Below are 19,570 nucleotides of genomic sequence, written 5' to 3' on the forward strand. Positions count from 1 at the left end.
AAATGTATATAAAACGGCTTTGTTTTTTGTACGTTTTTATATAAAAAAAGTGTTTGTGGATTCAAACTGATATGTAAAATGTTAAAAACGAAATTTAATATATTAAAAAATAGAAGAACAGATATAATTGATTTGTTTTGTATTATATTTGTAAAAAAATAAGTGCTGTGCAAGCACCCTTGAAACGAAGAAGTTCTATTGTAATGAGGTTAAGAATTTTATTTATTCTTATATTGGCGTTGGCTGTCACGGCGGTTTCCTGTTCATTGAAAAATGAGGAGAAGAAAATTGTCACAGTGACTATTCAGCCTCAAAAGTATTTTGCCGAAAAGATAGCCGGTGATCGGTTCGAAATAAATTGTATTGTTCCTGTCGGGAGTAATCCGGAAGCGTATGATCCTTCTCCATCTCACTTGGTGCATTTAGGAAAAAGCGTTGCCTATTTTAAGATCGGCTATATAGGTTTCGAGTTGGCCTGGATGGATAAACTTATCCAGAATAATCCGAACATGAAAATATATGATAATTCTAAGGGCATATCCTATCTGGAAGGCACTCATATGCATGCTGATACGCCGAATGATATGCACGACGATATAGATCCTCATATATGGAGTTCTCCCAAGATGGCTTATAAGATAGCCGAAAATATGTATGAGGCATTTGTGGAACTTGATCCGGCTCATAAAAAAGAATATACCAGAAATTATGAAAATCTTGTTTCTGAAATAAGCAAGGTTGAATCCGAAATTACAGCACGTCTTTTGCCGGTGCAAGGTACGATGTTCGCTATCTACCATCCGTCATTGAGTTATCTGGCTGCCGATTATAAGCTGCAACAGTTGAGTATTGAAACCAATGGAAAGGAACCGTCTGCCTTATATATGAAAAAGGCTATAGATATAGCTCGCAAGAATAATGTCAAGGTCATCTTTATCCAGAAAGAATTCGATATGAAACAAGCGAAGACTTTTGCTTCGGAAATAGGGGCAAAGATCGTTGTGATAGATCCCTTGAATTATCATTGGGGAGAAGAGTTAATACATATAGCAGATGCTCTCGGAAAAGAATAAACTGATAGAAGTCGCGCACGTATCACTTAGATATGATCTTCAACCGATTCTTACAGATATAAATCTGGACATTAATCGGGGTGATTTCATGGTAATTACCGGTCCCAACGGGGGTGGTAAAACTTCTTTGTTGCGTATTATTCTGGGGCTATTGAATCCTACAAAAGGAACGGTACGTTTTTTTGATGATGGAAAAGCTGTACATAAACTGAATATGGGATATTTGCCTCAAAAGAATATGATAGACAGCCGTTTTCCTATTACGGTGTCGGAGGTGATATTGTCGGGGCTTATCAATGAAAAACCTTTTTTGCGAGATTTTTCCCGGGAACAGAAAGAGCAGTCTGAACATATTATGGAATTAATGGGTGTAAATGAACTTCGGGACAGGTCGATAGGACAACTCTCGGGCGGACAGTTACAACGTACTTTACTGGGACGTGCCATCATTTCCGGTCCCGGTGTCCTGGTGCTTGACGAGCCTTCTTCTTATGTAGATAAGAAATTTGAAAACCATATGTATAAACTTTTGGCTGACCTGTCACAGAAAACAACGATCCTGCTCGTTTCTCATGAATTATCCAAAGTAACTTCAATCGCAAATCGTACTGTTTATATAGATAAGACGTTACGGGAAGAATTTGATATTTAAGAAATAATCGTTACCGGTAATTCTTATTTATGCTTGTCATTCATTTTTATGCTTTTATGAAAAACACAATTCTGATTATTGTTTTATTATTTAGCATTTATCCTTCTTTTTCTCAAGTCAATGACTCTATCTCTACGGTGTCGGGACATTCCATTCAAGTCGCCCCGATAGGGATACGGTATAATTATGAGCAGGCGTTTGGACAAAAGTTTTCTTTGAATTATACAGCGAGTCTCGAATATAGTGTTTTCCCTGTTTTTGTTTTTGATCTTTGGCATGCTAATATTTGTTTTGATTTTGAATATTCATTAAATCCAGTATTACAGATAGAACCGCGCTATTATTTTAATTTGAATAAACGTGCTGCAAAAGGGAAAAATACCTACCTGAATTCGGGCGGTTTTCTTGCATTGTCATGTACTTTCTTTTTACTTCCTTTATCTTATAATACCGATAAGCCTTTATCCGGTTTTTTTATTACGCCCTATTGGGGCGTGAAGCGGGTATGGTATAAACATTTTTTATTCGAGTTCGGGGCAGGATTGAATTTTTTTAAATTCTTTTCTTGGAAACAAGTTGGTATTTTTCCTTATTTGAACTATAAATTAGGATATCAGTTTTAGGCAGATTTTTATTCTTTCGCAAGCATCGGCTGCTCATACAGGCCGGTAAACTCCTCCCGGGAAAGTGCGTATCAGATTTTTGAATTCCAGTTCTATGAGATTCGACAATACTTGCGATGCAGTCATCTCGAGCATGACGGTCAGTTGATTTATTTGTGCTTCCCCTTGTTGCCGTAGTACGTTTAGGATAAGGTTCTCCTCGTCGTTCAGTTCTTGGAATAATGACGGCTGTATCGTTTCTTTTGCCGGTAAGCTCCAACGCATGGATTCAATGAGATCACGGGCGGAGGTAATAAGTGCTGCTTTGTTTTGGTGGATGAGCCGGTTACATCCTTGAGACCAGGTATCGCCCGTCCTTCCGGGTAAAGCAAAAACATCCCTGTGATAGCTTTCGGCAATTCCTGCTGTAATAAGAGCTCCTCCTTTTTCTCCCGATTCTATAACGACGACGGCATCACACATTCCGGCAACAATCCGGTTGCGGGCGACAAAGTTCCCTTTATTAATAGATTGTGTGGAAGGATATTCTGTAATCAGACCTCCCTGATGCAGCATTTCTATCGCTGTATGCCGGTGGTTGGAAGGGTACACCTGGTTCAATCCGTGAGCCAATACACCTACGGTTTGCAGATTGTTTTTCAGGGCGGCTCTGTGTGCGCAGATATCTATACCATAAGCCAGGCCGCTAATGATGAGTAAATCGGGATAACAATAGGACAGGTCCTTGATTAATTCCTCGCAGAATCCCTTTCCGTAGGCTGTAGCATGTCTGGTCCCTACAATACTCAGAATTTTTTTTGCATTTATATTGCCGTTTCCGAAGTAATAAAGCAGAAGCGGGGCGTCGGTGCAATCCAACAGGCGTGCCGGATAATTATCTTGCGTGAAGAATAACGCGGAGACATGTTTCTTTTCCAAGAAAGCCAATTCGTTTTTAGCTATACGTAATGCTTCTTTACGATTTTCTCCGGAAATTATTTTTCCGTTCCATCCGGTAATTTCTTTTATTTCTTTATCCGGTAATGTGAAGAATGATTCCAGATTTCCGGTTGTTTCCATCCATTGGCGTGCGAGCAGAATATTCATTCCTTTGACGCGGGAAAATGCTATTTGGTAACAGAGATTATCGGAGTCCTGTTTCATTGTGAAGGAAAATATAATTTACAGGTATTTTTCGAATATAGGGAGGAATTCTTCTCCTCTGGTTATACGTCCATTGCTTGTACAAACCGTTTCTACGACAGCTCTGACACAAAGCTGGCCGTTTTCTGTCTTGTAAATATCCTGATAAAATATATATTTTACACCTTCTCGTTTCATGTACAGTTTACTGGAAAATATATCCTGGCTTTTCAGTGGCGTTTTATAATTGATTTCGATACGGCTTACAACGGGGTCTATTCCTTTTTCATGCATTTCGGTAAAAGAGGCTCCGGTAGAAAGCAGGAACTCATGGCGCGTATGTTCCAGATAATGCTGGTAGTTGGCGTTGTTTACGATTCCCTGCATATCACACTCATAATCCCTGACTTTCATTTCCAATTCGAAAATATATTCCGGCATCTTCATTTAGTTTTATTCATTTATTGTTCGGCAAAAATAAAATAAAAAATGGGAGTATGAGCAGAATCGCGGGAGAAAGCTGTAAATAGTTACTTAAATGATTTGGAGGGGGCTCGATTGTAACAGTCCGGCATAAACTGTTCCGGGGTTAAACGATGCAGGAGTTTTTTATTGTCGAGGCGTTCTTTTCCTTATTGTCGAAAGAAGTTATTGGAAAGGTTTGTAATAAATTTTTAACCACGGCAATAGGATAAATAAATATTCCTATAAATTTCGGTTAGGCGCAATGTCGTTTCTGTCTGCTATGAGTTGCCGTTTATATTCTATTCTGTTATCTTTGAAAAATGTAATAAATATAATTGGGAATGATAAAGAGGAATATTATATTTTTGTTTTATTTCTTTTCCGTGTTAGAGTCTTTCGCTTGTACATCGGCTGTAATTTCAGGAAGAGTAACGGAAAACGGACGTCCATTGTTGTGGAAACACAGGGATACATCTGCGGAACAAAATGTCGTGGTACGGTTTTCAGCCAGTGAAAATTCTTATGCTTTTGTGGGGCTTGTGGACAGCCGCGACACAAAAGATACTGCCGTATGGGCAGGTTATAACAGTGAGGGTTTTGCTGTGATGAATACCGCTTCGTATAATCTTAAAAACGATACTTTTGCTATTGTCGACAAAGAAGGCGTGTTGATGAAAGAAGCCCTCGGTAAATGCCGAACGGTAAAGGATTTTTCTTTGTTTCTCGAAAACTATCCGTCGGTAAGGGGGGTCGAGGCGAATTTCGGGGTTATAGATGCCCATGGCGGGGCAGCTTATTTCGAAGTAAGCAATAGTGAGATATTCCGGTTCGATGTAAAAGATTCACCGGAGGGTTATCTGATTCGTTCCAATTATTCGATGGCAGGCCGTAAAGATGAAGGACTGGGATATATAAGATATGAGAACGCACAGTACCTTTTATCTCCTGTAGCAGTTAAAAAGGGATTGACTCCGGAATATATCACAGGGCATGTTTCCCGTTCGTTCTATCATTCCTTGCTCGGTAAAGATATGTCCCGGACGGGGGATAATTGGGTGGTAGACCAGGATTTTATCCCGCGTCGATCGAGTTCTGCTTCGGTAGTTGTCGAAGGTGTGAATGAGGGTGAAAATTTACAAATGGTAACGATGTGGACACTATTAGGTTATCCTCCCTGTTCGGTCGTTATGCCTGTCTGGCTTTCTGCTCCCGAAGGTGTACCTTTTTTGCTTTCACGGGATAGTACTGGTGTGTCGTCATTTTGTAACAGAGTTGTCGGTTTGAAACATCAGGTTTTTCCTTTAAAACGAGGGAACGGAAAATATTATATAAACATGGAGTTATTGTTCGGTCACCGCTCCCTGGGGATTGTTCCGCAACTTATTTCTTTGGAAGAATATGTTTACAGGGAAAGCCGGATATTCATGCGTGAAGCAGAAAAGAATGGCGGTTTTTCCGGACTTAATGTATCGTTCTTTATGGACCGTATTTCTCAAAAGATTTTGGCTGCGTACGACAGGCTTGAAATCTCTGTTGAATAGAAAACTTATTCTGTAGATTGTACTTTTAGAGTGGAGTTATATAAGTCTGTTTAAACCGGAGCGGGGAAAGATCTTTTGTTTTAAAAAGGAGCCCTCATAGCGTTGCCGTTATGAGGGATGTATATTTTTAATAAGACTGATATCAATCCAGAAGAGGGGCTATCCTGTCGATCAGTTCGTTTCCTAATTCGGTTTTTATCCGTATATGCTCGCTTACCATACAAACGAAAGGATCTTTCTCAAATGCGCCGCGAACCTGCTCGAAGTCATATTCACGTTGTTTGCTGTTACCGTCTGCTCCGAAACCTGTCTTGCTTACCAGTGAATATTCTTTGTGTGCGTCTTCATAAAGCATTTTATCCAGGGTAACTACAGCGTCTTTCCATTGGCGAACGATGTCTGTAATATCTTTTGCCGTGATTTCTTCAACAGATATTCCATACCATCGGGGTATCAGGTCGCAGACCCATGTCCATTCCATATCGTAATAGTCCTTATGCCAGCGGGAAAAAGATTCTTCAATAAGCGACAGGTCATTTACAAGGCCGTCTTCTATAGATTCTGCTAATTGTGAAACCAGTTGTTTCGGAGTGATAAGACCTGAGAGATCAACCCATTCTCCCAGCCCGTAAGGATGTGTGGGCTGCAGTCTTAGCCGTATTTCTTCGTTATTGCTGAAGCGGATGTTTTCAAGACGTTTAATGATAGAGTTCCCCATGAATTTATTGATAGCGAGCGTATAAAACTGTATGCCTTTGACCAATGATGAATTGCGTATGATCGTACTCTGGTAACTGTAGCTTTCTGAAGTTTCTCCTGAGGTATTCTGTAACTCTCTTAACGTATCTATCCCGTTCAACATTTTTTGTATGGTAAATGGGCTGAGCAGATTAAAATTGATATTATCCAGTTTTTCGGGATCTTTTCGTTTGTCTCGTTTCGGCCATTTTTGAGCGTCTCTTATCGTACCTACACTTCTTAAATTCACGCCGGGTACCAGAAATGACTTGTTTCTTTTTTCGATGAGATAGGAGAACGGTAGATTAGAGGTATCGGGATGGGTTACATGCCGTCCCATAACAAGAGAAAAAGCTCCTATTCTTGCCGGCCAGAGAATATAAGAGTCGCTGGTGGTTTTTGATCCTCGTTCGGCGATACCTTGATGTATAGGCCCGAGTTTATACATGTGGTTGCTTTGGTTAGAGCCGCTTCCGGCATTCAGGAAAGAGAACATCCCGGCGATGAGCAAACTGGATTTATGCATAGATACGGTGTAGGGGCCTGCGAATATCGCGCATGCTTCACCGTTTTCTCCCTGGCAATTACTAAAGAATAGGGAGTCGTGCGCCGAAAACAGATGGCTCAGGTTGCATGCCTGACCTATAAAGCACCGTGACAGGACTACACCGTCGCTTACATGGGCGCCGGAGCTGATAATGAAATTTTCGGCCATTACATTGTGTCCGATATGTACCGGTGCATGTTCGTTACTGTTAATACTTCCGTTTTCTAACCGGGAAGCACCGTCAATGTAGCAATTATCGCCGATAAACATATTTTTAATAGTTCCGGTATTCAGAATAAATACTCCTTTTCCTATTTTTCCGGTAGCTGATTTTATATTTTCGGTATATTGGTTTATGTGGAATCTCAGCTTATTTATAAGTTCGGGACGGTGGCGGTACATAGCTATTATGTAAGCTGTATGAGCCGAAAGTTTATTGTATATTGGGACTTCCCGCCCGCCTGTCTCGTTCAGCACGGAAACTTCGGTCCCGTTTCCGAAAGAGCTTATTCCCTCGACAAGTATATTGTTCACGTTCTGGATAAAACATTCGTCTCCGATGTCGTAATTGGCGATGTAGTTGGGGATATTTTCTATCAGTACATTATCGCCGAGTGTACAGTTATGTAATGTGACATGGCGCAGGCCCGCCTGCTTTTTCAGACCACCGGGCAAGGTGAAATTTTTATCAAAACGGCCTAAGCGTATTTTCCCCGAGAAACGGGTGTGGAAGATGTTTCCGGCCGTGAAGCCGTCCGATACGGTGATGTTGTTCCAGTCGTCGGCCAGGCACGATTGGTTTTGCAATTGTTTTATTTCTCCTGAAGTGAGTTTACGATCCATAATATATATATCAATTAATCAATGTCGTTTTTTTTATTCTTCGTCCGTTTCATATTTTTGGAACAGGAAATCGTTATACGGGAACCTGGTTGTATGTATTTCTTTTACACGTTGGTATAACATTTCTTTCAGTTCTTCAATGTTTGTTTTCTCATGTGCCGAAATGAAAATACAATTGTCGTGCATTTTTGCCATCCAGGTCTCTTTCAATTCTTCCAGTGAAATATTCTCACGAGTACGCGGGGTAAGGTCGTCCGGAGCTTTCTCTATGTAGGTGAATGCATCTATTTTATTAAAAACGATGATCATCGGCTTATCAGCCGAATTGCATACTTCTTGTAAAGTCCGGTTTACCACTTCGATTTGTTCTTCGAAAGCAGGGTGCGAGATGTCGACGATATGTAATAAAAGGTCTGCATCACGTACTTCATCCAGAGTGGATTTGAACGATTCGACCAGATGTGTGGGCAATTTACGGATAAATCCGACCGTATCGGTAAGGAGAAATGGAAGATTGTCGATGATAACTTTACGCACAGTCGTATCAAGAGTCGCGAATAATTTGTTTTCGGCAAATACTTCCGATTTGCTCATCAAATTCATTAATGTGGATTTTCCTACATTCGTATAACCGACAAGAGCGACGCGTACCATTTTTCCCCGGTTTTTTCTCTGCATGGATTTTTGCCGGTCGATGTGTTGCAGTTCTTCTTTTAGCCTGGATATTTTATCAAGGATAATGCGTCGGTCCGTTTCTATCTGGGTTTCACCGGGGCCACGCATACCTATACCTCCCCTTTGACGTTCCAGGTGGGTCCATAGCCGTGTAAGTCTGGGGAGCAGATATTGATACTGGGCCAGTTCCACCTGAGTTTTTGCATTGGCTGTTTGTGCCCTTGCGGCAAAAATATCCAGAATAAGACTGGTACGGTCGAGTATCTTGACTTGCAGTTCCCGCTCTATATTTTGTACTTGCTTGGAAGACAAATCATCGTCGAAAATCACCATGCCTATTTCATTCTCTGCTATATATTCTTTAATCTCCTGTAATTTTCCTGTTCCTACGAAAGTTCTTGAATTCGGGGTATCCAGACGTTGCAGGAATTTTTTTACCGGTTGCGCTCCTGCCGTTTCGGCGAGGAAGGCAAGTTCGTCCAGATATTCATTGGCTTTAGCCTCATTTTGAGCAGGAGTAATAAGTCCCACCAGTACGGTTTTTTCTGTTTCCTGTTTTGTCAGGATAAATTCTTTCATGCAATTGGTTTATTGTAAATTTAACAGTTGCAAATATAATGGATTTGGATGGCATTTGGTTCTTATTTAAGTGATATTGAGAATTTGTACTCCTATCTCGTGAAAATGAAAAGTATGTTTTTGATTAGATACAATTTTTTATAAAGATTTTTTATAAAAATATGGTTTTGCCGGAACTGGTATGTGTGCTACAGTTTAGAGTATTCTAAGGAGATATAAGAGCTTTATATTATATTTGCATGGATGATAAACGGAAAAGGATATGAAACCTAAACGCATTATACTTATTCGTCACGGAGAAAGCGAAGCGAACGTAGACCGTTATTTGTTCGGCAGCATTCCCGATTACAGGATAGAGCTTACCGAAAAAGGTTTGGAGCATGCCTGGCATGCGGGGATAAGATTAAAAGAATTGGTAAGGGATGAAACTTTATATTTTTATGTTTCTCCTTTCTGGCGAACGCGTTCTACTTTTGAACAGTTAGTTTCGAGCTTTCCGCGACGGCAATACCGGTATAGCGAAGAACCCCGTTTAAGGGAACAGGAGTGGGGGTATCTGAGGTGCAACGAAGATTTTGACAAGATATGCAGGGAACGTCGGGAATACGGAATTTTTTATTATCGTATTCCCGGTGGTGAAGCCGCTACAGATGTCTACGATCGCATTAATGATTTGCTGGGGTCGCTGCACAGGGATTTTTCCCGGGATGATTACCCGGGAAATTGTGTGCTGGTTACTCATGGGCTGGTTATACGGTTATTCCTTATGAGATGGTATCATTTAACTGTCGAAGAATTTGAAGCTATGGATTCTCCCGGGAATTGCGAGCTCGTAGTCATGGAGAACGACGGTGCCGGCCGTTATATGCTGAAAACACCTTTGTCTACCCACGATACCGATCCTGCCCATAGCAGACCGATACGTTTATAATAATTCTATAAGTTAGTTTTCGTTTATTTTTATCTCATGTTAAATTTCATTTCCCTAATTTTGCGTAGCTGTTTCAATTTAAAAAAATAAAATGGAAGTCTCACATAAAATTAATAAAGTCCAGATACGGAATCTGCAGTTGGAAGACTATACGCAGTTGTCGCAATCCTTTACCCGGGTGTATTCAGACGGATCGGATGTATTCTGGACAAGAGAACAAATAGGAAAGCTGATAGATATTTTTCCAGAAGGGCAGATTGTTGCCGTAGTAGACGAGATGATCGTGGGTTGTGCTCTTTCCATAATAGTAGATTATGATATGGTTAAGAACGATCATACTTATGCGAAAGTGACGGGTGATGAAACCTTTTGTACGCATAATCCGAACGGCAATATATTATATGGCATAGAAGTGTTTGTCCACCCCGATTACCGAGGATTGCGGCTGGCACGCCGTATGTACGATTACCGTAAGGAACTTTGCGAAACCTTGAATCTGAAAGCTATCATGTTCGGAGGGCGTATTCCTAATTATTATAAGTATGCAGCAGACATGCGGCCTAAGGAATATATTCAGAGGGTCAAGCTGAAAGAAATATACGATCCGGTACTGACGTTCCAGTTATCTAATGATTTCCATGTGCGCAAGGTAATGACCAATTATTTGCCTAATGACGAAGAATCCAGGCATTATGCTACTTTATTACAATGGGACAATATATATTATACTCCTCCTACAACCGATTTTGTTGCCGCTAAAACGACGGTTCGCGTAGGATTGGTACAGTGGCAGATGCGCTCTTATAATACGATAGACGATGTTTTCGAGCAGGTCGAATTTTTTGTGGATGCTGTATCGGACTATAAAAGCGACTTTATTCTTTTTCCCGAATATTTTAATGCTCCTATGATGGCGAAATATAATCATCTGGGAGAATCGCAGGCAATACGCGAGCTGGCTAAATATACCGAGGAGATACGTGACCGGTTTATCAATCTGGCTATCAGTTATAATATAAATATTATTACGGGAAGTATGCCTCTGGTACGCGATGGCAGCCTCTATAACGTCGGTTTTCTTTGTCGTCGCGACGGTAGTGTGGAAACGTATGAGAAAGTGCATATAACGCCTGACGAGGCAAAGAGCTGGGGGCTTTCGGGCGGTAATATGGTACAGACATTCGAAACGGATTGTGCCAGAATAGGAGTACTTATCTGTTATGATGTGGAATTTCCCGAATTGTCGCGTATTATGGCCGATCAGGGTATGCAGATATTGTTTGTTCCTTTTATGACGGATACACAGAACGGATATTCCCGCGTACGGGTATGTGCACAAGCCAGAGCGATAGAGAATGAGTGCTTTGTCGTGATAGCGGGTAGCGTAGGCAATCTTCCCCGTGTACATAATATGGATATACAATATGCGCAGTCTGCTGTATTTACTCCTTGTGATTTTGCTTTTCCGACGGACGGGAAGAGGGCGGAGGCTACTCCTAATACAGAAATGATTCTGGTATCGGATGTAGATCTCGATCTGTTGAATGAATTACACACGTATGGAAGTGTACGTAATTTAAAAGATCGCAGGCATGATCTTTATGAGCTAAAAACTAAAAGGAGATAGTTATAATAATGATTTTTTGTATATATTTGTAAAATCTGACGACGTCAGGTCCTATGACAGATTTGTGAATGTTACAAAGCTTTAAGACACTTAAATTGAAAGTCGTATTGGGGTATATGTCCCTGATAGCTATTTTGTTGGTAACTTTCTTTTTTTTACATAAGGAGTTGTCGGCATTTTCTGGCTATGACCGTTTTGAGGCAGAGCAGAGGCAGCGGCGTGAGTCTGTGAACCGCTTTTTTGTAGATTTGTATAGGACCGAAGTTCTTGCTCAGGTATTGAATCAGGGCCGTACCTCGGATTTTAATGCTTACCGTATCGCCCTTTCGGATGCATTAGCTTCAGCCGATTCTTTGTGCTTGTTGATGGCCGATTCGCTTCAAATATCCCGTATAGATAGTATTCGTGTTTTGTTGAAGATACGGGATCGCAGTTTAGAAAATCTGGTCTGGGCCGCATCGGCGGAGAAGAAAAGCGGTATCAGGAATATCCAGAAATTACGGCTGAAACAAGATTCTCTTCTTGATGTGCAGGAAAAACATGACAAGATCATCGCCGAGCAGGATTCTATTATTAAAAAAAGTCGAAATAAGGGCTTTTTCAAACGGTTTGTGGAAGTGTTTTCTCCGGACAAGAAGACGGCCCGTCGTATCGACAGTTTGCAGAATGTTCGTCATAAGACTGGCGAGTATATGGATTCGATAGCCGTGAACCTGAAAGAGTCCGGTTCCCGGTATGAGGAAGACATGGGAGGAATGCAGGCCCGAACTTGGTTGAATTTACGAAAAGTGTTACAAGAGAATCAGTCACTGACCGTGAGAATCAGTGGCCTTATACACGAGTTTGAACAAAAAGAGCGGGCAGAATATGACGAACGGGTTATGCAATATGGGGATGTCCGTATGAATGCCCTTCATATGATAACGATGATTGCTATTATTGCGATATTGCTGGCGCTTGTGTTCGGAGCTATGATTTGGCGTGATATCACGAGAGGGAACCGTTACCGAAAAGAACTTGAAATAGCCAGAAAGAAAGCGGAAGAATTGTTGTCGGCCAGAGAGAACCTCATGCTTACCATTACTCATGACTTTAAAGCTCCTTTAAGTTCAATAATTGGATATACGGAGCTTTTATCCCGTTTGACAAAAGGGGATCGGCAGAAGTATTATCTGAGTAATATGAAACATTCTTCGGAACATTTGTTGAGGCTGGTAACGAATTTATTGGATTTTCACCGGTTGGATTCACATAAGATAGAGGCCAATAATATTCCGTTTAATCCTAAATTGCTGTTTGACGAAATCGTAACAGCATTTGAACCAGTCGTTGCACAAAAAGGATTGAAATTAATTTACAAATCCGATCCACGGTTACAGGGACATTTTGAAGGAGATCCTTTACGCCTCAAACAAATTGCCGATAATCTTCTCTCCAATGCAATTAAGTTTACGCGTAGAGGCAGTATTACATTACATTTGTTTGAAGAAAATGGATCGCTGTGTTTTTCGGTGAGCGATACGGGAAAAGGAATTGCAAAAAGCGATTTGGAAAAGATATTTCAGGAATTTACGCGTTTGCCCGGAGCTCAGGGTGAAGAAGGCTTCGGCCTGGGACTTACAATTACCCGCCAGCTGGTGAATTTACTAAGTGGAGAGATAATCGTGGGAAGCGAAGAGGGCGTCGGAAGTAATTTTACGGTTCGTTTGCCTTTAGTACCGGTAGAGACAACAAGCTTGAAAAAATCGGGAAAGACTTTAATGCTGGAGAATGTTCGCATCCTTTGTATAGATGATGATAAATTGCAATTGGAGATGGTAAAAGCTATGTTGGAACAAGAAGGGGGAAACGTTACGATCTGTAATAAAGTTGACGATTTATTATTATCATTAGAAAGAGGAGTATTCGATCTGATAATGACTGATCTGCAAATGCCTGAAATAAACGGTTTTGACCTGTTGTCGAAATTACGTAAATCTGGTTTACCGACTGGTGACACCATTCCTGTAATAGCCGTTACTGCAAGGAGTGATGCGAATGAACGGCATTTGCAAGAACGGGGATTTGCCGGTTGTCTTCATAAGCCTTTTTCTACAAAGGAGCTGATAGGAGCCGTTTTATCGGCTCTTGACAAATCGATGATAGACCGCGGAATCGAAGAGGACTTTGAACAGCGAAGCGACTGGCAGGGAGAATATGATTTTGACTCTCTCACTGCTTTTGCTGGTGACGATCGAACGGCCTGTGCCGAGATATTAGCTACATTTTTAGCCGAAACATCCGGAAATATAGAAAAAATGGAGCAAGCTTTTGAAGCTCATGATATGCGGGCTATAGCTGGAATGGCGCATAAGTTATTACCGCTTTTTACAATGATTAAAGCTTTAAGGGCTATTCCGGCTTTGAGCTGGCTGGAGCAGAGAAGAGACAAGGAGTATATTGAAGAGGTGTCCGGTAAAGTATCTATTGTGATCACTGAAGCCCGGCGGATAGTGGAAGAACTTCAAAAAAATAAGGAGATAAAGGAATGAATAAGATATTGATCGTAGAAGATGATATTACATATGCGAAGATGCTTAAAACCTGGCTTTCGCGTAAAGGATTTGATGTCGTTTCTGTCAGTGAGGTCGGGAAAGCGGAAAAATATCTGGCGGAAAATAAAGTATCGCTTATTCTTTCGGATCTACGATTACCCGACAGGGATGGCATCGAATTATTGGTCTGGATACGTGAAAATGATTTGGATATTCCGTTAATCGTTATGACGGGTTATGCCGGTATTCAGTCGGCAGTACAGGCGATGAAGTTGGGTGCCGTGGATTATGTAGAAAAACCGATGAACCCGGATGCGTTATTAAAAAAGATAGAAGATGCTCTGAACCCGGTTGCAAATGATAAGAATGCACCCCGGGAAAAAAGAAAAGAAAAGAACAGCCGTAAACAAGCATTGACTTCAGCGAATTATTTAGAAGGAGAAAGTGAAGCGGCAAAACAATTATATAATTATGTCCGTTTGGTTGCTCCTACTTCGATGTCGGTGCTTATAAACGGTGCTAGCGGAACCGGGAAAGAATATGTTGCCCGACAAATTCATTATTTGAGTAAGCGTTCTGATAAACCTTTTGTCGCTATAGATTGCGGTGCGATCCCGCGTGATCTTGCCGCATCGGAATTCTTCGGTCATAAAAAAGGTTCGTTTACGGGAGCCCTTTCCGATAAAATCGGGGCGTTTGAAGCAGCGGACGGAGGCACTATTTTTTTGGATGAAGTGGGTAATCTGAATTATGATACACAGATACAGCTACTTCGGGTTCTGCAGGAAAGAAAAATAAGGCCGGTGGGTTCCAATACAGAAATACCTGTTGATGTAAGGTTGATAAGCGCGACTAATGAAAATTTGCAGGATGCGATGGAAAAAGGTAACTTCAGAGATGACCTTTATCATCGGATCAATGAATTTACTATTCGTATGCCGCAGCTTTGTGAAAGAAAAGAAGATATATTACTGTTCGCTGATTTTTTTCTGGACAGGGCGAATAAAGAATTAGGTAAAGATGTTTCCGGATTTGAAGATAAGGCTTTGCAAAAAATTCGTACATATAGTTGGCCCGGTAATCTGAGACAAATGAAAAATGTGATTAAAAGAGCAACTTTGTTAACTAGCGGACGCTATATCACATCCGATGAATTAGATATCGATATTGTGCAGGAATCTGATGTACCGGATATTATGCCGTTGAGAAACGTGGCGACAGAACGTGAACGTATAATAGAAGCGTTACAACGTACGGGCAACAATAAAAGTAAAGCTGCCGAGCTTTTGCAGATTGACAGGAAGACATTGTACAATAAACTTAAATTGTACCATATTGAAGAATGACTTTATGTTATAGTGTGGAATTTTTCCACACTATTTTTTTTAATTCCCCATTATTCTACAAAATTCCCCATTCCATAGTTTAATAGTTATTTTTTAAGTGCTTTATTTATAGTGCTTTATTTAAATGTGTTTATTCTGGCATCACTTTTGGTCTTATATTATCAGAAGTGAAGTTGAACAGTCTTAAAAAAACGATTATGAAAAAGTTAGCATTATCAGTAGCTGTGTTTATGATGGCATTAGGCGGAGTGATGAATTTATCAGCTCAGGAACCGACCAGTTCAGAGCCTACCAAAGAAGAAAAGAAAGATAGCGTTCCGAGTCAGGAGCCGAAGAAAGATACATCCGTTTCATTTGCCCTGATGGATGAGCCTGTTTCTTCCGAACCGAAAGAAGAAAAGAAAGATAGCGTTCCGAGTCAGGAGCCGAAAAAAGATGCATCCGTTTCTTTTGCCCTGATGGATGAGCCTGCTTCCTCAGAACCGAAAGAAGAAAAGAAAGATAGCGTTCCGAGCCAGGAGCCGAAGAAAGATGCATTCGTTTCGTTTGCTCTGATGGATGAGCCAACCTCTACCGAACCGAAAGAAGAAAAGAAAGATAGCATTCCGAGCCAGGAGCCGAAAAAAGATGCATCCGTTTCATTTGCCCTGATGGATGAGCCTGCTTCCTCAGAACCTAAAGAAGAAAAAACGGATACGGTTCCACCCACTCAGAAATCAGATAAAGCCGTTTCTGAATATGGAATAGCATAAAAAATAACTTGACAATCAATTTCGTGAGAAATAAATTCTATATTCTTGTTTTGCAACACCTTGCTTCTCAACCTTCTATCACCCACTATCTATTCCCAATTAGTTGAGAAGCGGAGGCTATCTACAGAAAGCCTCTTAATAAGTGATTTTGAGAATCTCTGGCGATTGGTTCGTCGGAGATTTTTTTATGCAGCCTTTAAAAAGTGAATTATTTATTTGTGAATTAAATAATAATGAATATATTTGTGATATTAAAATGATATCAAAATAAATATTATGAAAGAACAAGAATTTGAATTTAAAGGATTTGTTGCCAATGGCTTCTTTATGCTGTTTTTTAATTTATTGTTTACTGCAGCGGGTATTGCTTCGTTCTCTTACTATGGTAGGTTCGGGGATTGGTGTATAATAATAGGGATAGTTATACTTATTGCAACTATTTTTATATGGAGAGGCATTATGAAACTGGAACCTAATGAGGCGCGTGCCATGGTTTTTTTTGGTAGTTATAAAGGTACGTTCCGGAAAACCGGGTTCTTTTGGGTTAATCCGTTTTTAGAGAAAAAGAAATTGTCATTTCGAGCCCGTAATTTAAATGTAGAACCTATAAAGGTGAATGATAAGGTGGGAAATCCTATTCTTATAGGTCTTGTACTCGTTTGGAGATTGAAAGATTCGTATAAGGCTTTGTTCGAGATTGATTCTCAAACCATGGTGGAAGTTTCGGCTGGAGTAGTTACATCTAATGATATTAATAGTCTGATTAGTCATGCAAACCGGGTGAATGTGAACCGGATGGGAGCTTTTGAAAATTTTGTACGTGTACAAAGTGATGCGGCACTACGTCAGGTAGCCAGCCTTTATGCGTATGATAATAGCGGCATGGAAGAGGATGAACTGACTTTGCGCTCGGGGGGAGATGAGGTAAATGAGCAGTTGGTACAGAAACTGAATGAACGATTGGCTATGGCCGGCATGGAGGTAGTAGAAGCCCGAATAAACTATCTGGCCTATGCTCCCGAAATTGCGGCTGTTATGTTACGCCGTCAACAAGCCAGTGCCATTATAATGGCGCGCGAAAAGATTGTAGAAGGAGCTGTGTCTATGGTTAAAATGGCTTTGGATAAGATAGAAAAAGAGAATATGGTCGAGCTGGACGAAGAAAAAAAAGCAGCTATGGTGAGTAATTTACTTGTTGTATTATGTGCCGATGAAGCTGCTCAGCCCGTTCTGAATACCGGTACGTTGAACCATTGATATTGTATATGATTATATGTCGAAAAAAGAACCGAGCCGAAATTTTGTATTGCGTATTGATGCCGATATGATGGATGCTATTGAGAAGTGGGCGGCTGATGAATTTCGTTCGACCAATGGACAATTGCAGTGGATTATTTCAGAGGCTTTACGGAAAAGCGGAAGACTTAAAAAAATACGAATAAAGAAAAATGAGGAATAGATATGTATGTTTTAAATGTTTTTTTACGTATGAAAAAATAGAAATTTTCTACTCCGCGTTATACCGGAATGGAATAAGTTTTTTATCTGAATTAAAATAGTTTAAATCATTATGTTTCATGACTTTTGAAAAACATATAAGCCCGAAAATTTTTATTTTTTGGCTTATATGTTTAAAGTCTTTTTATAACGGCTTTGGCTTTATAAGCCCGGTTTATTTCCTGATGAAAATTTATCAACTCTTCATATTCCGACGGTTCAAATTTACCGGAGGAACGAATGAAGTCGTAAATAGCCGTGATTATATTTTTCTCATTTTTATATCGGGTTTTGAATGTTCCGAATCTTGACCGGATATTTAGTTCTTTCGGAAGGGATTCGACCATATATCCTTGGGGAATTGTGATATGGATGGTATCTGTATCGTGGTAGCCGTATTTAATGACTATAGGATTGATACGTTCTTTCTTCGGTAATTGAGTGATGCCGTTTCTGAAAATGTTTAAGGGAATAAATATTCGTTGGTTATTCTGATTTAGCGGAGGAGTATGTGATATGTTATAGAAAAGAATGGCATAGGGTTTTTCCTCTTTATATTCAGAAAAATGTATGTTGCTTATGGACGGGTTTGACAAATCTATGCAGGAGCGTATTGCTTCTATTTGTTTTTTACCATCCAGTGCCTGGAAATACATATAAGGTTCATATTGTTTTAATGAATTGTATTCATTTATGTATCCCGATATTGTACCTTTTTCATCTATTTGCAGATTTGCCGATATTGCCGATAGATTTTCTTTGTCGTCGTAATCGGGTATTTTGGTAAAGATGCCTCCTTCCGGTGTGATAACTATTACATTATGTCCGGCCATGTGGCGGGGAATGTAGCCCAAAGGAACTTTAGGATTAGTACATTCTATCCATAAGGTATCGTTTTCCAAAGGAACCGTTAATATCTCATGGTCGGTTTGTCCTGCACTGGCAAAATCTTCGAAAAGAGATTCCGATTTACTGTTAATAATTGTATTGTATGCAGGAATTCCTGTTTCCTGTAACATTGCCATCATATAGTTTGACAAGGCTTTACAATCTCCGAATCCCGTGCTGAATACTTTAGATGCTTCCATCGGCTGTAATCCTCCTATTCCTATTTGAATGCTTACATACCGGGTATTATCACCCATATAATTATATAGGGCTTTTATTTTGTCTTTATCGGTCTTGCACTCTTTTGTAAGATCGGTGATTTTCTGTTTCAGTTTTTCCGGAAGCATATCCCTGCCTTTCTGTAGATCATACAGCCAGGAACCAAATGTTTTCCAATTATCGAGTCTGCCATACGTCCCTGCGTAAGTGATCTCGGTGTTGGTTACGTGTAACCAAGGGCGAAGCGTGGAAAAATCAGGGCTGAAGGGTTCTGCTTTGAATGCTTTTACAGAATCTGTTTTCCACAGTAGAGTAATAAGACCTTTATCGACAGATTTTATAGGCCCTTCCATTTTCCCGGATTTATAATTTATTTCAGTGGTTTCGGGGATTTGTATTTTGTAATACCCCGATTCCATACTTATGTTGTCTCCGGGTAAAGGAAAAAATGAAGGAAAACCCAGCAATCCTCCTTTGAATACAACTTCTTTTTCGTAGCACACCGTATAGGGATATATGCCTATCGGTGAATTGGAAAAAAAAGATGCGGCGTCAGATGCCAACCCGTCGAAGTATTCTGTCCTAAGCAAATCTTTTTTTGTTATTCGGGATATTTTTTTCCCGTTCTTGTCGTAAAAAGTTCCTGTAAATTTGTTCAACGCTCGGAACATATTTTCAAAATCTCCGAAAGAAGCATAAACAGCACCTTCTTTGTTCAATATGGTAATAATCTTTTTTTCTTTATAAATGCCGCTCGTTTTATTTTTATAAATGAATTCGGCTTCATATGTACGTATGACTGCGTCTGAGTTAGTTAACAGCTCTTTCGGTATATTTACGGATGTGTAATTTTCCTGGGCCGATAAATTTAAAAGGAAGAAAAAAGATAAAAGAGTTGTTATTATTCTATTCATGTTA

At 40.2% G+C, this 19,570-nt stretch carries 16 protein-coding genes; 11 read left to right on the forward strand and 5 right to left on the reverse strand.

Translation table 11 applies throughout. The annotated features are described in order from the left end of the window. Positions 1–203 precede the first annotated feature (203 nt). From OCV73_RS07345 to OCV73_RS07355, 3 genes are read left to right on the forward strand one after another with little or no spacing between them, the layout of a single operon-like run. Positions 204–1,073, forward strand: a complete 870-nt coding sequence (locus tag OCV73_RS07345; RefSeq protein ID WP_147550875.1) for a metal ABC transporter solute-binding protein, Zn/Mn family — start codon at positions 204–206, stop codon at positions 1,071–1,073. Further along, positions 1,054–1,725, forward strand: a complete 672-nt coding sequence (locus tag OCV73_RS07350) for a metal ABC transporter ATP-binding protein (RefSeq protein ID WP_147550877.1) — start codon at positions 1,054–1,056, stop codon at positions 1,723–1,725. The genes OCV73_RS07345 and OCV73_RS07350 overlap by 20 nt, the downstream gene beginning before the upstream one ends. A gap of 56 nt (positions 1,726–1,781) precedes the next feature. After that, positions 1,782–2,348, forward strand: coding sequence for a hypothetical protein (locus OCV73_RS07355; protein ID WP_147550880.1), 567 nt, complete (start codon positions 1,782–1,784; stop codon positions 2,346–2,348). A 33-nt stretch (positions 2,349–2,381) separates the two neighbouring features. Here the strand turns inward: OCV73_RS07355 and dprA are convergent, their stop codons facing one another. After that, on the reverse strand, positions 2,382–3,491 hold the full coding sequence (dprA, locus tag OCV73_RS07360; RefSeq protein ID WP_147550882.1) for a DNA-processing protein DprA: 1,110 nt from the start codon (positions 3,489–3,491) through the stop codon (positions 2,382–2,384). Between the two features lie 18 nt (positions 3,492–3,509). After that, the gene (locus tag OCV73_RS07365) at positions 3,510–3,911 is read right to left on the reverse strand and encodes an acyl-CoA thioesterase (protein ID WP_147550884.1); all 402 of its coding nucleotides are present in this window, start codon (positions 3,909–3,911) and stop codon (positions 3,510–3,512) included. A 365-nt stretch (positions 3,912–4,276) separates the two neighbouring features. Here OCV73_RS07365 and OCV73_RS07370 point away from each other — a divergent pair, with 365 nt between their 5' ends. Further along, positions 4,277–5,476, forward strand: a complete 1,200-nt coding sequence (locus OCV73_RS07370; protein ID WP_147550886.1) for a C45 family peptidase — start codon at positions 4,277–4,279, stop codon at positions 5,474–5,476. A gap of 142 nt (positions 5,477–5,618) precedes the next feature. Here the strand turns inward: OCV73_RS07370 and OCV73_RS07375 are convergent, their stop codons facing one another. Continuing rightward, complete coding sequence (locus tag OCV73_RS07375; protein ID WP_167551228.1) at positions 5,619–7,604, reverse strand: DUF4954 family protein; 1,986 nt, start codon at positions 7,602–7,604, stop codon at positions 5,619–5,621. Positions 7,605–7,637: 33 nt separating this feature from the next. Next, entirely contained in the window at positions 7,638–8,858 is a 1,221-nt protein-coding gene (gene hflX, locus OCV73_RS07380) for a GTPase HflX (protein ID WP_147550890.1), read from the reverse strand. Positions 8,859–9,120: 262 nt separating this feature from the next. Between hflX and OCV73_RS07385 the strand changes: the two genes are divergently transcribed. The 7 genes from OCV73_RS07385 (at position 9,121) to OCV73_RS07415 (ending at position 17,507) form a co-directional block, all read left to right on the forward strand. Beyond that, complete coding sequence (locus OCV73_RS07385) at positions 9,121–9,789, forward strand: histidine phosphatase family protein (protein ID WP_147550891.1); 669 nt, start codon at positions 9,121–9,123, stop codon at positions 9,787–9,789. Positions 9,790–9,880: 91 nt separating this feature from the next. Next, positions 9,881–11,416, forward strand: a complete 1,536-nt coding sequence (locus tag OCV73_RS07390) for a carbon-nitrogen hydrolase family protein (RefSeq protein ID WP_147550893.1) — start codon at positions 9,881–9,883, stop codon at positions 11,414–11,416. A gap of 68 nt (positions 11,417–11,484) precedes the next feature. Further along, complete coding sequence (locus OCV73_RS07395; RefSeq protein WP_147550895.1) at positions 11,485–13,947, forward strand: ATP-binding response regulator; 2,463 nt, start codon at positions 11,485–11,487, stop codon at positions 13,945–13,947. Further along, positions 13,944–15,296 carry a sigma-54-dependent transcriptional regulator gene (locus tag OCV73_RS07400; RefSeq protein ID WP_147550897.1) on the forward strand — a complete coding sequence of 451 codons (1,353 nt, stop codon included), beginning with the start codon at positions 13,944–13,946 and terminating at the stop codon, positions 15,294–15,296. Before OCV73_RS07395 ends, OCV73_RS07400 begins: the two co-directional genes overlap by 4 nt. 197 nt (positions 15,297–15,493) lie before the next feature. Continuing rightward, positions 15,494–16,048 (forward strand): hypothetical protein, encoded by a 555-nt coding sequence (locus OCV73_RS07405; RefSeq protein ID WP_147550899.1) that lies wholly within the window; start codon positions 15,494–15,496, stop codon positions 16,046–16,048. 276 nt (positions 16,049–16,324) lie between these two features. Beyond that, positions 16,325–17,305 carry an SPFH domain-containing protein gene (locus OCV73_RS07410; RefSeq protein ID WP_147550901.1) on the forward strand — a complete coding sequence of 327 codons (981 nt, stop codon included), beginning with the start codon at positions 16,325–16,327 and terminating at the stop codon, positions 17,303–17,305. Positions 17,306–17,321: 16 nt separating this feature from the next. After that, entirely contained in the window at positions 17,322–17,507 is a 186-nt protein-coding gene (locus OCV73_RS07415; RefSeq protein WP_147550903.1) for an Arc family DNA-binding protein, read from the forward strand. Positions 17,508–17,679: 172 nt separating this feature from the next. Here OCV73_RS07415 and OCV73_RS07420 read toward each other — a convergent pair whose 3' ends face one another. Further along, a complete protein-coding gene (locus OCV73_RS07420) occupies positions 17,680–19,566 on the reverse strand; it encodes a transglutaminase-like domain-containing protein (RefSeq protein ID WP_147550905.1) in 1,887 nt (628 codons plus the stop codon). Positions 19,567–19,570: the final 4 nt, after the last annotated feature.

Origin of the sequence: Barnesiella propionica, from assembly GCF_025567045.1 — a bacterium.
In the GTDB taxonomy this organism is placed as follows: Bacteria; Bacteroidota; Bacteroidia; order Bacteroidales; family Barnesiellaceae; genus Barnesiella_B; species Barnesiella_B propionica.

Excerpts from the sequence above, each read along its gene's own strand:
- OCV73_RS07410 (WP_147550901.1), top strand. The coding sequence starts at position 16,325 with ATGAAAGAACAAGAATTTGAATTTAAAGGATTTGTTGCCAATGGCTTC.
- OCV73_RS07385 (WP_147550891.1), top strand. The coding sequence starts at position 9,121 with ATGAAACCTAAACGCATTATACTTATTCGTCACGGAGAAAGCGAAGCG.
- dprA (WP_147550882.1), bottom strand. The coding sequence starts at position 3,491 with ATGAAACAGGACTCCGATAATCTCTGTTACCAAATAGCATTTTCCCGC.
- OCV73_RS07420 (WP_147550905.1), bottom strand. The coding sequence starts at position 19,566 with ATGAATAGAATAATAACAACTCTTTTATCTTTTTTCTTCCTTTTAAAT.
- OCV73_RS07350 (WP_147550877.1), top strand. The coding sequence starts at position 1,054 with ATGCTCTCGGAAAAGAATAAACTGATAGAAGTCGCGCACGTATCACTT.
- OCV73_RS07355 (WP_147550880.1), top strand. The coding sequence starts at position 1,782 with ATGAAAAACACAATTCTGATTATTGTTTTATTATTTAGCATTTATCCT.
- OCV73_RS07395 (WP_147550895.1), top strand. The coding sequence starts at position 11,485 with ATGTTACAAAGCTTTAAGACACTTAAATTGAAAGTCGTATTGGGGTAT.
- OCV73_RS07345 (WP_147550875.1), top strand. The coding sequence starts at position 204 with ATGAGGTTAAGAATTTTATTTATTCTTATATTGGCGTTGGCTGTCACG.
- OCV73_RS07400 (WP_147550897.1), top strand. The coding sequence starts at position 13,944 with ATGAATAAGATATTGATCGTAGAAGATGATATTACATATGCGAAGATG.
- OCV73_RS07375 (WP_167551228.1), bottom strand. The coding sequence starts at position 7,604 with ATGGATCGTAAACTCACTTCAGGAGAAATAAAACAATTGCAAAACCAA.
- hflX (WP_147550890.1), bottom strand. The coding sequence starts at position 8,858 with ATGAAAGAATTTATCCTGACAAAACAGGAAACAGAAAAAACCGTACTG.
- OCV73_RS07365 (WP_147550884.1), bottom strand. The coding sequence starts at position 3,911 with ATGCCGGAATATATTTTCGAATTGGAAATGAAAGTCAGGGATTATGAG.
- OCV73_RS07370 (WP_147550886.1), top strand. The coding sequence starts at position 4,277 with ATGATAAAGAGGAATATTATATTTTTGTTTTATTTCTTTTCCGTGTTA.
- OCV73_RS07405 (WP_147550899.1), top strand. The coding sequence starts at position 15,494 with ATGAAAAAGTTAGCATTATCAGTAGCTGTGTTTATGATGGCATTAGGC.
- OCV73_RS07390 (WP_147550893.1), top strand. The coding sequence starts at position 9,881 with ATGGAAGTCTCACATAAAATTAATAAAGTCCAGATACGGAATCTGCAG.
- OCV73_RS07415 (WP_147550903.1), top strand. The coding sequence starts at position 17,322 with ATGTCGAAAAAAGAACCGAGCCGAAATTTTGTATTGCGTATTGATGCC.